5 protein-coding genes are annotated in these 15,596 nt (G+C 42.5%); all 5 read right to left on the reverse strand.

Annotated features, from left to right (window positions below):
* Positions 1-10,830, reverse strand: a complete 10,830-nt coding sequence (locus PECL_RS08405) for a KxYKxGKxW signal peptide domain-containing protein (protein ID WP_014216166.1) — start codon at positions 10,828-10,830, stop codon at positions 1-3.
* A gap of 50 nt (positions 10,831-10,880) precedes the next feature.
* The gene (locus PECL_RS08410; RefSeq protein ID WP_014216167.1) at positions 10,881-11,348 is read right to left on the reverse strand and encodes a MarR family winged helix-turn-helix transcriptional regulator; all 468 of its coding nucleotides are present in this window, start codon (positions 11,346-11,348) and stop codon (positions 10,881-10,883) included.
* Between the two features lie 339 nt (positions 11,349-11,687).
* Positions 11,688-12,572, reverse strand: coding sequence for an alpha/beta hydrolase (locus PECL_RS08415; RefSeq protein WP_041534666.1), 885 nt, complete (start codon positions 12,570-12,572; stop codon positions 11,688-11,690).
* Complete coding sequence (locus PECL_RS08420) at positions 12,556-13,869, reverse strand: PTS transporter subunit EIIC (protein WP_014216169.1); 1,314 nt, start codon at positions 13,867-13,869, stop codon at positions 12,556-12,558. Before PECL_RS08420 ends, PECL_RS08415 begins: the two co-directional genes overlap by 17 nt.
* Before the next feature lie 49 nt (positions 13,870-13,918).
* Positions 13,919-15,547, reverse strand: coding sequence for an ABC-F family ATP-binding cassette domain-containing protein (locus PECL_RS08425; RefSeq protein ID WP_014216170.1), 1,629 nt, complete (start codon positions 15,545-15,547; stop codon positions 13,919-13,921).
* Positions 15,548-15,596 lie beyond the last annotated feature (49 nt).

Consider the following 15,596-nt stretch of genomic DNA (forward strand, 5'->3'; position numbering starts at 1 on the left):
CTATTTTTTCTCTTTTTTTCTTTTAATTCCTGCTAATCCAAACAGAGATAAAAGTAGCGAAATTCCAATTAATTCAGATTCAAAGCCATTATTTTCACCTGTTTGTGGTAACAAACCGCTGACAGATGTATTTCCAGCTACTTTTTGTTTACTATTTAGACGTTCCATACGCGTCCTTGGTTCAAAATTTGAAGAATTTCTTACTATTTTCTTTTTCTCAGTATCTACTTTCATCACTCTGTTTGTCGATATCGTATTAGTAGCTCTACTTAGTCTTGAAACACTGCCTACTTGTGAGTTCCAATTGCTAGCTACATCCTGTCTTGTCTGTGTACTTTGATTTTCCTTTGTACTTTGGCTTTCATATGAGCCTTGACTTACTTGTGAACTTTGGCTTTCATACGAGCCTTGACTCGCTTGTGAACTTTGGCTATTTACATCCGAGTTAACTTCACTGGTAAGGTCACTCATTGCTGAACTGGCCTTAGTATTAGCACTAGCTGCCGTACTCTGGGCAGCACTGGCTACGCTAGCTAAGCTAGCGGCTTTACTGGCCGCGCTGGCAGCTATCGCTGGATCTGTTGTAGTCGCCGCTTCCGAGGCCAAACTAGCTGCTTCACTGGCAGCCGAGTTCGCCGTACTTTGTGCTGACGCTGCCGTCGAGTTATCAGCACTTACTGCACTTGCCAAACTCTTTTCGGCACTAGTAGCCGTGCTGTTTAGACTAGTTAATGAGTTGGCAGCACTCGTTTGATTATCCGCGCTAGTTGCCGACGCCGTACTATTTGCTGCCTGTGCTGCTGATTGGGCAACACTTGCCGCTTCCGAGTTAACTTCACTGGTAAGGTCGCTCATTGCTGAACTGGCCTTAGTATTAGCACTAGCTGCCGTACTCTGGGCCGCACTGGCTACGCTAGCTAAGCTAGCGGCTTTACTGGCCGCGCTGGCAGCTGTCGCTGGATCTGTTGTAGTCGCCGCTTTCGAGGCCAAACTAGCTGCTTCACTGGCAGCCGAGCTCGCCGTACTTTGCGCTGACGTTGCCGTCGAGTTAGCAGCACTGACTGCACTTGCCAAACTCTTTTCGGCACTAGTAGCCGTACTGTTTAGACTAGTTAATGAGTTGGCAGCACTCGTTTGATTATCCGCGCTAGTTGCCGCCGCCGTACTATTTGCTGCCTGTGCTGCTGATTGGGCAACACTGGTTGCTTCCGAGTTAACTTCACTGGTAAGGTCGCTCATTGCTGAACTGGCCTTAGTATTAGCACTAGCTGCCGTACTCTGGGCCGCACTGGCTACGCTAGCTAAGCTAGCGGCTTTACTGGCCGCGCTGGCAGCTGTCGCTGGATCTGTTGTAGTCGCCGCTTCCGAGGCCAAACTAGCTGCTTCACTGGCAGCCGAGTTCGCCGTACTTTGCGCTGACGTTGCCGTCGAGTTATCAGCACTTACTGCACTTGCCAAACTCTTTTCGGCACTAGTAGCCGTGCTGTTTAGACTAGTTAATGAGTTGGCAGCACTCGTTTGATTATCCGCGCTAGTTGCTGATGCCGTACTATTTGCAGCCTGTGCTGCTGATTGGGCCACACTGGTTGCTTCCGAGTTAACTTCACTGGTAAGATCGCTCATTGCTGAACTGGCCTTAGTATTAGCACTATCTGCCGTACTCTGGGCAGCACTGGCTACGCTAGCTAAGCTAGCGGCTTTACTGGCCGCGCTGGCAGCTATCGCTGGATCTGTTGTAGTCGCCGCTTCCGAGGCCAAACTAGCTGCTTCACTGGCAGCCGAGTTCGCCGTACTTTGTGCTGACGCTGCCGTCGAGTTATCAGCACTTACTGCACTTGCCAAACTCTTTTCGGCACTAGTAGCCGTGCTGTTTAGACTAGTTAATGAGTTGGCAGCACTCGTTTGATTATCCGCGCTAGTTGCCGACGCCGTACTATTTGCTGCCTGTGCTGCTGATTGGGCAACACTTGCCGCTTCCGAGTTAACTTCACTGGTAAGGTCGCTCATTGCTGAACTGGCCTTAGTATTAGCACTAGCTGCCGTACTCTGGGCCGCACTGGCTACGCTAGCTAAGCTAGCGGCTTTACTGGCCGCGCTGGCAGCTGTCGCTGGATCTGTTGTAGTCGCCGCTTCCGAGGCCAAACTAGCTGCTTCACTGGCAGCCGAGTTCGCCGTACTTTGCGCTGACGTTGCCGTCGAGTTATCAGCACTTACTGCACTTGCCAAACTCTTTTCGGCACTAGTAGCCGTGCTGTTTAGACTAGTTAATGAGTTGGCAGCACTCGTTTGATTATCCGCGCTAGTTGCTGATGCCGTACTATTTGCAGCCTGTGCTGCTGATTGGGCCACACTGGTTGCTTCCGAGTTAACTTCACTGGTAAGATCGCTCATTGCTGAACTGGCCTTAGTATTAGCACTATCTGCCGTACTCTGGGCCGCACTGGCTACGCTAGCTAAGCTAGCGGCTTTACTGGCAGCACTGGCAGCTGTCGCTGGATCTGTTGTAGTCGCCGCTTCCGAGGCCAAACTAGCTGCTTCACTGGCAGCCGAGTTCGCCGTACTTTGCGCTGACGTTGCCGTCGAGTTATCAGCACTGACTGCACTTGCCAAACTCTTTTCGGCACTAGTAGCCGTGCTGTTTAGACTAGTTAATGAGTTGGCAGCACTCGTTTGATTATCCGCGCTAGTTGCTGATGCCGTACTATTTGCTGCCTGTGCTGCTGATTGGGCAACACTGGCCGCTTCCGAGTTAACTTCACTGGTAAGGTCGCTCATTGCTGAACTGGCCTTAGTATTAGCACTATCTGCCGTACTCTGGGCCGCACTGGCTACGCTAGCTAAGCTAGCGGCTTTACTGGCCGCGCTGGCAGCTGTCGCTGGATCTGTTGTAGTCGCCGCTTTCGAGGCCAAACTAGCTGCTTCACTGGCAGCCGAGCTCGCCGTACTTTGCGCTGACGTTGCCGTCGAGTTAGCAGCACTGACTGCACTTGCCAAACTCTTTTCGGCACTAGTAGCCGTACTGTTTAGACTAGTTAATGAGTTGGCAGCACTCGTTTGATTATCCGCGCTAGTTGCCGCCGTACTATTTGCTGCCTGTGCTGCTGATTGGGCAACACTGGCCGCTTCCGAGTTAACTTCACTGGTAAGGTCGCTCATTGCTGAACTGGCCTTAGTATTAGCACTAGCTGCCGTACTCTGGGCCGCACTGGCTACGCTAGCTAAGCTAGCGGCTTTACTGGCCGCGCTGGCAGCTGTCGCTGGATCTGTTGTAGTCGCCGCTTCCGAGGCCAAACTAGCTGCTTCACTGGCAGCCGAGTTCGCCGCACTTTGCGCTGACGTTGCCGTCGAGTTATCAGCACTTACTGCACTTGCCAAACTCTTTTCGGCACTAGTAGCCGTGCTGTTTAGACTAGTTAATGAGTTGGCAGCACTCGTTTGATTATCCGCGCTAGTTGCTGATACCGTACTATTTGCAGCCTGTGCTGCTGATTGGGCCACACTGGTTGCTTCCGAGTTAACTTCACTGGTAAGATCGCTCATTGCTGAACTGGCCTTAGTATTAGCACTAGCTGCCGTACTCTGGGCCGCACTGGCTACGCTAGCTAAGCTAGCGGCTTTACTGGCAGCACTGGCAGCTGTCGCTGGATCTGTTGTAGTCGCCGCTTCCGAGGCCAAACTAGCTGCTTCACTGGCAGCCGAGTTCGCCGTACTTTGCGCTGACGTTGCCGTCGAGTTATCAGCACTGACTGCACTTGCCAAACTCTTTTCGGTACTAGTAGCCGTGCTGTTTAGACTAGTTAATGAGTTGGCAGCACTCGTTTGATTATCCGCGCTAGTTGCTGATGCTATGCTCTGTGCTACACTGGCAGCCGATTGAGTCTTGTCAATTCCATCTGATATAACTGTACTGTTTAAATCACTTAATGCGTTAGAAACAGCATTATTGTCACTATTAACTTTAGCTACTTGTTCACTTGCCAATGACGCCAATGAATTAGCAGCGGATACATAACTTGCCTCATTGACAGGATCCGACTTAGCCACTACAGCAAGACTACTTGCTGTTGAAGCCGCTGATTGAGCCGTACTTAAAGCCATCGAAGCATCATCTTCATTAGACTGAATTGCCTTAGCCATACTTTGCACTGTTGAATTTGCACTGTCTAAATTAGCGATTGAATTTGCACTTGTAACAGCATTACTATCAACACCTACATCGCTCACTGCCTGACCAGCTGATTGAGCATCTTGAGTTGTAACCTCATCAGCTAAATCATTAAAGGAAGAATTAACATTAGATAATGTTTCTGCCGCCATTGAATCTGCTGATTGGGCAACTAAAGCAGCACTATTCGCCTGTGACGCAAATTTGGTTGCCAAACTAGGATCACTAAATTGGCTAGCAGCACTGGCATAGCTATCAGCAATTGATTGAGCTGAATTTGCAATCGACTGATCAACCGAAGCAGATGCAACCTGATCATTCAGGTTTGATAAAGCCGCAGATACCGTAGAATTATTGGAATACTCACTGCCCATTGAATTTGCAACTGTCTGAATACTCGAAACTTCACTACTAATGCTATTAGTATTATTCGTTACACTATCAGCATTTTGGGCTGCATTCGAGCCAATAATTGTAGCTAAAGATTGTGCTTGAGAACCCGCTGAGGCAATAGTACTCTCTGTTACTAGTTCTAAACTATTAGCCACAGACGCTGCACTTTGTGCTGCTAAGTTAGCAGACGTTGCCGTCGAAACATTGTTTGCTGCCGCAGCGCTTTGAGCATCAGATCCCAGAGAACTAGCGGTACTAGCTAATGCTGCTAAACTGGACTGATAATCAGAAATTTGGGCTTGCGCGGCAGAAAGCTGGTTTTCAATGCTGCTAACTGCTGAATTTTCAGATACTCCACTCGCGATTGTAACTGTAGAAGTAACCTGATTACTAAACTTCGTTGCTTCTGAGTTAACAATTGAATTTGCCGCTGAAGTAACTTGATTTGCATCTGCTGTTTGTTTATTTGCCGTTGCAGCAGAGAGACTATCGGCAATGATCGTATTGACCATTGTTGTTGTTTCATTATTGGTTAACTTGCCTAAACTATTGATTGCACTTGTTAAGCTATTAGCCGTTAATGCTGCGCTCGTAGCTTCGGACGCAAATACGCTAGTATCACTCGTGTTAAAAGCTGCCGAGGCACTGGCTACACTATTAGCCAATTCACTCATCAAAGTATTTAATGAATTGTTAGCAATATTAGCTGAATCTGCAGCACTATCAATTGATTTCAGATCACCCGCTAAACTGTTTACAAGTGAACTTGAAGAATCAGTTTTTGCTTTAGAAATAGCCGAAGTGGCTTTTGAGTCAATTGAGCTAGCTAAAGAACCCCCATTATTAGTATCATTAATGATTGTTTGTGATGCGCTAGCTGCTGCCCCACTATCTGCTTGAATTTCGGAATTAATCGAATTCAAAACTGCCTGAGCTTGTGATAACAACTGCTCTGCCGAAATGGCTAAATTACTTGTTGCCTGGTAATCACTATTTGTACCACTTTGAGCACCGATGGCACTGTCCGCATATTGTGATGTTCTATCTTTATTTCCTAAACTAGCAACTCGATCCGCCTCACTGGCAGCGCTATTAGCAGACGTAATAAATTGACTCGTTGAACTATTTAATGAATTAACCTGACTATTTATGCCAATCATTGAGGTAACTGGGCCTGTTATCTGAGCATTACCGCTAGTTAAACTAGAAATAGAATTAATCGCCGAAGTAATACTATTAATTTCTGAAGTCAACGCTGTTTGCGAACTATTATCCGTGCCTGCTTGCACTGCAGCTGAATTAGCCATTGAGTCATACAAACTTGATCCCGCCATATCAGCATCAACTTGAGTTGTTACTTGACTGTAAATACTATTTGCCTGGCTAGCCATACTATCGACTTGATACTCGATACTTCCCGCTGCACTTTGTGCTGATTGTGCCAAGAAAGCATAGGTTGAAGCATCCGAAGCATCTGCAATATTAGCTGCCGAATTAGTTTGTTGATAATAGCTGTCAGCAATCTTTTGATACGAATTTGCCTGCGCATTGTCACTATTTACAGCACTTTGAAGTGATCCAGCTTGAGAAATTAATTCATTTACTTGCGAATTTTCAGGTGATTTAGCGCCGTACGAACCAGTTGCGCTGACAATACTGTCGATCGTAACCCCAACATTACTTCCAGCACTGTACGCTTTATCCGCAGCACTAGCAGCCGTTGAAGCATCATTGCGATACTGTTCTGCAGCAGTACTATCCGCTTGTGATTGCAAGTTAGCATCACTAGCTAGAATGTTTCCTTGGCTTAGGAGGCCTTGCATGCTAGACAAATCATTTGCCAATGTATCAGCAACAGACTTGGCAGTTGAAGCAGCGATGCTTGTTGTGCTGGTATCATCTGTTTTAGCTGCATTACTGGCCACGATATTATAGCTCTGAGTTGCACTAGTTAAACTATTTACCGTATTCTGTAAACTACTTACCGCCGTAGATAAGGAATCAGCACTATTTACGAGATCTACATAATTAGTAGGGTTGGTTGCTGCCAGACTATCGATATTACTGATTAATTTATTTACATCACCTGCCACATTGCTTGCCAACGACTGAGTATTATTAGCAGCACTGGCCTGAACTCCTGCATCAGATGCCTGTTCACTAGCCGTTACAGAATCAACTTGAACTGCATTGCTTAACAGTGGGCTAATCTTATCAATGGATGTTTGCAAATCTGAATACTGTGAATTAAATAAATTTGCATCAGATGCTAAACTAGCTGCAATACTTGCGGCGTTACTTGCACCTGAAAAATCGTTAATCTGAGCATCATCACTCGCCACACTTGCGTAACTTATTGCTGTTGAATTCGCCGATTCAACCTGAGAGGCTAAAATCGTTGCATTACTTAAATAGCCGGCAGCTGATTGTGCCATCCCAGCAACACTTGTATTTGTTGGGTCACTGGCGGCAATTTGACTGTTTGCTACGCCCTGATTAGCAAGTGAATTCATTTGTGAGGTTACTTTAGCATTAACAGACGAAGCCCCATTAGCTGTAACTGAAGCAGAATTAGCTGCCATACTTGCACCATTGGAATCATAGTTTACCTGAGAACCAAATACCGGCACCATTGAACTAATCGCAGTATTCAAAGAATTCACGATTGTATTATTGGAATCTGCGATGGCTTGTGCCGACTCTGCAATTGACTCGTATTGACTTGTTGCACTTACATCATTTAATTGAGCAGTTGAATCCGCCGAAGTCTGCGCATCCAATGCTACCTGTTCAGCACTTTTAATTACTTGATAAGCACTTTGTTCAACAGTTACTGCATTAGATACTGACCCATAAGCGGTTTGCATGCTATTGTTTTTAGGATCTTGCGAGGCTTGTGCGCTAAGTGATGCCAAATTATTTTGCGCATCATTACTATTTTGACTAACATTCGCAGCCGCAGACGTGATGGTGTTCACTTCAGATCCGGCCGCACTAGCATAGCTTGCCGCAGCAATACTATCCGCTTTAACCGTTGTTTGAACATATTCATTTGCGCTTTGGGCAACCATATACAAACTTGTTGCCACTTGAGCTGCTGAAAGGGCTGCTGACTGAGCACTCTGCGCACTTATTGCATACGCACTTGCTAAGGAAGCATCATTAGCAGCCGCAGCACTTTGAGCCGCTTGAGCGTACCCCTGAGCCGCTGAAGCATAATTACTTGATGCACTTGCAAAACTAGTTGCTTGCTTAGCTTCATAACTGGCTAAGCTGGCCGCACTAGCCGCACCACTAGCTGTACTTTGAGCTAAACTGGCCGCACTAACAACATTTGAGTTAGCTAAATCGGTTTTACCAGTATTACTGGCCGCATTAGCGTTTGATAAAGCGCTATCGGCTGCAATACCCGCAACTGAGGCATTATTTTGTGCAGTTGAAGCTACCCCTGAAGCGACACTGGCAGCCTGTGATGAAACCGTTGAATCATCTACAACCTGACTAGAAACATGCACTGTTGCTGAAGATACCGTTGAGGCTGCCGAATCAACATTAGCAATTGCAGATGAAACATCCCCTGCAGCGCTGGCAGCCTGCATTGCATAACTATAAGCAGCACTTAAATCATTATTATTAGCAGCCAACTGTGCATCAGAAGCATAGTTCAAGGCATCATTTGCGAGACTGGTTGCCGCTTGAGCAGCACTATTTCCACCAGTTGCAGCGCTTTGTGCAGTCCCGTTTTGATTTTGAACATTTTGGTTAGTAACATCAGTTGCCGCCAGACTAGCTGCAATACTTGCATTTACTTGAGCCTCCATTGCAGCCATTGCAGCTGATAATGCTATACCCTGAACAGAATCTACAGTTGAGCTCGCTTCGGATGCAATATTACTTGCCGCAACACTTGTCGCACTAGTAGCCACACTAGTTGCAGCACTGGCGGTCGATTCAACTTGACTTGCCGTTAAACTAGTAACAGCAGTTAATGAATTCACCAGTTGCATTGCAGCGTCAGCTTTTTCATCAGCATTGGAAATAGCAACTGAAGCCGCTGACATAACACTATCGTAATTAGAAGTAGCCGAATTGGCCTGACTAGTCGCACTTTGGGCCTGAGCGCTGTAGCTTGTAACAATTGACTGATAAATAGATGTATTAGAGTCAGCGAAAGTCGCTCCATTTGCACTAGTCAAACTATTTGCCATACTTTGCTCCCAACCTAAAAGGGAGTTTGCAGAATTATATAAAGAATTAGCAATACTTGCTGTTAACGATTGATTCATATAGACAGAAGTAACTGAGGTCGCCTGAGCAACCGCACTTACATCATCATTAATAGCATTGGAGACTAACTGATTAGCTTCATCCAATTGGGCTTGAGCAGATTGAGCCGTCATGTTTTGTGTTGAAGTTTGAATATAGTAACTTTGAGTCTGTGAATAATAAGTTGCCACATTTGAGTCATTTGGCGATAACGACGCGGCTTGACTAGCAGCATCTAACGCTGACTGAGCAGCTGACATTGCGGATGTTGCTTGATTCTGATAACCAGCAACAGTTGATTCAGCTGAAACTACTGCGCTGGTTGGATTAACAGTGAATTTATACGTTAAATTTTCTCCAGAAGCGTATGTAGCCTCATTATCTGGCGAAACGGATAATAAATAACTTTGTCCATCTGTTCCAGTCACCTGGGCTCCAGGATTAATCGAACTAAAATCAATATTCAATCCACTTACGCCTGAAATAGTTTTGCTTGCTAAAATTGATTCCCCACTCTCGTTCACATATTGAACAGTTACAGGAACTACCGCAGCACTGGTGATCACTGGTGTTGTTTGGGTTGTGGTATTTTGAACCGTATATGAAAAGGTCTGATTAATTCCATAACCAACCGAACTATCAAATACCAAAACCGTTGATGGATCTACTCCCTGTGCAATAGCTGCTTGAGCGGCAGTTTCCGTAGGATAAACATGAATCGTATCACCAATATTGGCGTTAACTGTGTAGTTAACAGTCGTTCCACTAGGCGTTGTAACAGGTATAGTTACAACAGATTGCCCCTTAGTATAATTTAAACTATTTAGTTGAAATCCAAAGTTATTGTACGATCCACCGGTTGATGCTGCGACTGAAAGAGCATAGTCGTCTTGATTTGGAACAGCAAAAGTTAACGTACTATTCCCATTATCAGGAAAACTAACTGTTAATATTTGCGTAGCAGCACTATACGTCATTGTTATAGTGTGGTAATTACCATCGTATAAACTGGTATTTAACGGCGTTACTTGATCAGTAGGGGGTGCAACCATAATACCGGACGCATTAGTTGTTCGGAATCCTGCATATGCCTCAAAAGAGGTACTTCCAAACCAGCCCGACTGTAACTTAGGGTCATTGTATTGATTATTAGCATTACTAGTTGATGATCCACCGGTATTCCCATATTCATCAAAGACATACCCAAAAGAGTTCTTTAGTCCGGCAAGTCCCAATCCACCACCTTTTTGGCCACTGGCAGTGTCTTGAGGATTAATAGGTGAAAATACAATTCCCATCCCATCAGCAGCGTTATTAGTGTGGCTTCCCAATAAAACTGATCCACTCAGCGTAAAATCTTTTGAAAAATCAATAGTCGTATTCAATACAGCATGTCCAACCTGATTGCCAGTGTCTGCTGTTAATCCAACTTGTCCACTACTATTAAACTGAACAGCAGTTCCGTTTCCAGAAAAATCCTTTTCAGCTGTGGACCCGGTAACACTACCAGTTGTTGATCCTACTGTACTTCCGTTTTCTAACTTTGGAATGGATGTTGAAGCAGGTGTCGTAGCCATGGCTGCCATTTTAACAACGGACTTAGTGGCTGCTCGACTCGACAAATTGCTGGTTGTAACATTTGTACTTACTGTAGGCGCAACGGTCTTTGGGCTTTGTGAATTTGCAGTACTTGTAGTATTGCTAGTATCATCTTCAGTTGCTACAGCCCGTGATTTTAAGCTTACAGAGGAATCTGATGTTGCTCCTGATTCAGGCGTAGAAGCGGTTGTGGTAGTCCCATTTGTACCAGCGTTCGTACCTGTTCCAGATCCACCAGTTGTTTGCTCCGTAGTTGTTTGTGATGCAGCATCCGCATGTGCTGGAGAAGTTCCAGCCACATCAACTAACGCAATCGACAAAAAAGACAAACCCGCTATTACCCAGCGACGCCCGTCTTTATACATTTTAAAATGTACTTTATTAGTTATAACCCTTTTGCGTTTCATTTCTTCTCCACACTTATTTAGTTTTCTAACCCTTTTTCACACAATAATTCTTAATTCATCGTACTTTTTATAATATCTACAATCTGGTTAATATGTTGCAATGTTAAAGTAAAATCTTCACTACCATATTGGTCAGCAACATCGTTTAACATTTTTTCAAAAATTAAACGGTTTTTATCATAAACTTTTTGACCCTTTTTAGTTAAAATCAAATATTTCTTTCTTCGATCCTGACTGTCATTGACTTGATTAATGTATCCAAGATCAAGTAAAGTTCCGACTTTACGTGAAATTGCACTTTTGGTAACTTCTTGTTTATCCGCAATCTCACTCAAAGTAATCCGTTTTTCACCAGCACGATCAATAAAATGTAAGATCATGAACATATCAAATGAAATACGATTATCCGTTAGTTTATTTTCAAAGGTCATTGATAGTAACTTCAAACTTTTGTTATATGTCCTAACGATAAAGTCGACTTTTTCTTCATCTCCACCATCTAGTCTTAAATTAGCCAAATTAAACTCCCCCAAATATAATTAATATTATCAATATAATATTACACAAAAAACGTTTTTTAAGTCAATGATTGCAAAAGTTAACCATTACAATCAAACAAATTCTTAATGATGAATCATTAAACCAAAAAAAATACTCTAAATATATGTCAACTAGCCCAGAATACGAGACCTTCACCTATGAAGGTCACCAAGACTGACATGCTCAATCCATGTCGCTAACACGTACTTAGAGTATGCAAATATTACAATACCTGAAAATTGGTATATTTCAGCTTCTCAGTTAATAACTATCACTATTTTCTCTATCTAAAATATACACTCAATTAGCTTATTTCTCTACTTATTTGTGATTGGTGTATTTTTGTGTTGTACATTCTGACCACTGTTTTGTTGCATATTTCGATCTTTATCGTTCAAGATATTCTTTCTAATAATGTCTAGCACTTGTGGATTGCTTGGTAAATCGGAATGTTCTGTATCCGAACCAGTAAACGTCAATTGGGTATAATGTTTGACTTGATTTTGGAAAACATATTTTCCAGCTTCAACACTTTGCAAAGGTACTATTCCGTCACTAGAATATGTTTCCGATCCCGAAATTGAATACACAGAAAGATCCTTATCAATCTTACTTCGCCCATCAATCAGATCATTCAGCATTACTGTTTTATTGCTCAAAGAGTTTTCATAAGAATTATATGGAGACCCCATTGTTACTAACTTCGTCATCCGAGTTTCAGCCGCATTATTGTAGTCCTCAAGGAAAAATGAAAGTACTAAACCACCATTAGAATGACCCACAGCCGAAAAGTTATTAAAATGATACCGCTTTGTAAGCTCATTAAAAGCAGTATTAAACCACTTAGCTTGCTTCTTAATGGTTGGATATCCATCTTTATTGTCCTGAAAAGCAATTACAATGAAAGGTTGTCGATCATTGGGACGAATACTACCCGTATATTCAACTTTATTATTAGTATTAACAGTTATCTTTAAAACGCTATGTTTATCTTTCCCACTATTAAGTTGTTTAAACACAGGATCATAACGATCTTGATTTGCACTACTACCTGGGACCCAAATAACCGGTGACATTTTGGAATTATGTCTAGCTTCCAACATTCGAACAGTTGAGTGTGACCACGTTGCAGAGGGGACAATCAACGCAACAGCCAAAATTGAAACTATCAAAATTACTAATCGATTAATTTTTGACATCATTTTTCTGGCCCCTTTCCTCATCCAAAAGATCCGCCACGCGCTCGGCAGCACGAACAAATGGCAGGTAAATCAGCACATCAATTGTGAGTAAAATTAGCGAAAATATCAATGCGTTAATGTTTCCGTTGGTTCCAATAAAGCTCGCTAATATTCCTGGAGTTGCCGTTGGAATCGGGTAAACTGCTGCCGGTATCCAATGTAAATTCAATGCAGCGACGGCCAGTGACATATTTATAATTGGTGCTAATAAAAACGGTAACAGATAGGTCAAGTTAAAAATCAGCGGGATACCAACTAAGACAGGCTGATTAAAATTAAAGAACCCTGGCAAAATAGCTTGTTGAGCAATCATTTGAGTATTACGTCTCCTGGAAATCAACAAAACTGCAATCAACAGAGCCAGAGTTGATCCAACACCACCAATATTCGTATAAATTCCAATAATACTATGCCCATTAACAGGATATGGAACATTCCAGGCTGATTTACTTTTTAAAGCTGCATCAATATTAGCCATTGTATCGGACCCTGCAAATTGAGTTGGATTCAACGGGCTTCCAACACCAATGTATTGAAGAAAAATGCTAACAGATATTAAAGCTAATAATCCAAAAAAGTTATGAACATTGGAAAATGAACTATAAATCCAAGTATTGATACTTGAACTTAAAGCTTTATCCATAAATAAGTAAAATAGCATGTTTACAATCCCAAAAAGGGTAATTGTAATAAAAATGGCCCAAATCGAATGAAAAATCCGCTGTAAAATCTGAGCTGTATGAAAAATCTCCGGCTCCTTTTTTCTACCAACTAACTTAAAAATGAGTGCTGTAATAACACCAGCTAGTATTCCAAAGAACAAACTAGAAAAACCTATTCCAGCAGTTTCAAAACCTACGATTCCATCTTCAACGTTATAAAAATTCAATGTCATAAACCCAATGATTGCAGTTATTCCTGCTAATTGTTCATCACGATGAAATTCTTCTGCCAAAAAGCGGGCCACACCATATGCAGCAATCACCGCCGCAAAGCCTACTGACATACGTGCCAAAGCGCCTAAGAAAAAGCTGATCCCACTGATGTGTGGTATCCATGAAGTGGTCTTAAATAGACTGTCGAAGAAACCGCCCTTTACAAACGTCGTACTCCGAATCATAGACACAATTGCACCAAAAATTACAAATGGGTACAGTAAAACCATTGTACGTTGAATAGCACCATATATTTTAGTTTTCCGCAACGTAACGATTCGGTTAACCATCATGTTTTCATACTTAGTTAACATGTTTTTCATTAACGTACGCCTCTTTTCAACATGTTCTTTAGTAACAGCATACTACCAATTAATCGTTGTACAAGTCCTTGATTCTATTTTGAACATTTTCATGTTCAAGAAATTCGTCATAACTTGTTTCTGAACGATCAACGACACCCTTATCTGAAACCTCAATGATGTGATCCGCAATTGTTTGAATAAATTGATGGTCATGAGAAGTTAAAATAATTGAGCTCTGAAAGTTAATCAGTCCATCATTCAATGAAGTAATTGATTCCAAATCTAAGTGGTTAGTGGGGTCATCCATTAAAAGCACATTAGCCTTGCTTAACATTGTTTTTGAAATCATGCAGCGTACTTTTTCTCCACCAGAAAGTTTTGTAACCGATTTTAGAACGTCCTCTCCTGAAAAGAGCATCTTCCCCAAAAAGCCTCGAAGAAAAGTGTTATCACTCTCCTCTTTTGGAGCAAATTGGCGTAACCACTCTAAAATATTTAAGTTCTCATCAGTAAAGTAACTGTTGATATCACGCGGAATATAACTTAAACTCGTGGTTTGGCCCCAGGTAACTTCACCTTCATCTGGTTCTAGTTCACCCGCTAAAATTTGCATTAACGTAGTCGTAGCCAGATCGTTGCGACTTAAAATTGCCGCCTTTTCACCTGGACGAATTACGAACGTTATATTATCCAAAATCTTAACCCCATCAATTGATTTTGAGACCTTATCTACTCGTACTAAATCATTTCCCAGTTCACGTTCTGGGGTGAACTGAATAAACGGATATTTTCGCGAAGACGGTTTGATATCATCTAACGTAATTTTCTCCAGCTGCTTTTTACGTGAAGTAGCCTGCTTAGATTTTGAGGCATTAGCACTAAATCGTGCAACAAATTCTTGCAATTCTTTAATTTGTTCCTCTTTTTTAGAATTTGATTGTTCTCTCAAACGAGCAGCCAATTGACTCGACTCCAACCAAAAATCATAATTTCCAACAAACAACTCGATCTTACCGAAATCAACATCACACATCATAGTACATACGGCGTTTAGGAAATGACGATCATGAGATACAACAAGCACAGTATTTGGAAAGCCAGCCAAAAAATCTTCTAACCATTTAATAGACTGAGGGTCAAGACCGTTTGTCGGCTCATCGAGGATTAAAATATCAGGTTTTCCAAAGAGAGCCTGTCCAAGCAATACTTTAATGCGTTGTCCTTCGGTTAGCTCACTCATCTTACTGTCATGTAAGCTTTCTGGAATTCCTAATTCCTGCAAGAGTTGTGAAGCTTCGGATTCAGCATTCCAGCCGTCCATTTCACCAAATTCCGCTTCTAACTCCGCGGCCTTCATACCATCTTCTTCAGAAAAATCTGCCTTTGCATATAAAGCATCTTTCTCTTGGATAATTTCGTAAAGTCGTTTATATCCCTGAATTACGGTGTTCATAACTGTAAACTCTTCAAAGGCATAGTGGTCCTGATTCAAACTAGACATTCGTTCGTTAGGTGAAATACTAACATTTCCAGATGTTGGTTGTAGTTTACCTTCAAGTATTTTCAAAAATGTTGATTTACCAGCACCGTTAGCACCAATAATTCCGTAACAATTTCCCGGTGTGAATTTCAAATTTACATCATCATAAAGCTTACGATCTGAAAATTGCATACTCATATCTGTAACTGTAATCATTTAATTAATTTCCTCACTTTTGTTAAATAAAAAGTGGCGGAGAATATAT

This window comes from Pediococcus claussenii ATCC BAA-344, from assembly GCF_000237995.1.
GTDB classification, from domain to species: Bacteria; Bacillota; Bacilli; order Lactobacillales; family Lactobacillaceae; genus Pediococcus; species Pediococcus claussenii.

Excerpts from the sequence above, each read along its gene's own strand:
- PECL_RS08415 (WP_041534666.1), bottom strand. The coding sequence starts at position 12,572 with ATGATGTCAAAAATTAATCGATTAGTAATTTTGATAGTTTCAATTTTG.
- PECL_RS08425 (WP_014216170.1), bottom strand. The coding sequence starts at position 15,547 with ATGATTACAGTTACAGATATGAGTATGCAATTTTCAGATCGTAAGCTT.
- PECL_RS08405 (WP_014216166.1), bottom strand. The coding sequence starts at position 10,830 with ATGAAACGCAAAAGGGTTATAACTAATAAAGTACATTTTAAAATGTAT.
- PECL_RS08420 (WP_014216169.1), bottom strand. The coding sequence starts at position 13,869 with ATGAAAAACATGTTAACTAAGTATGAAAACATGATGGTTAACCGAATC.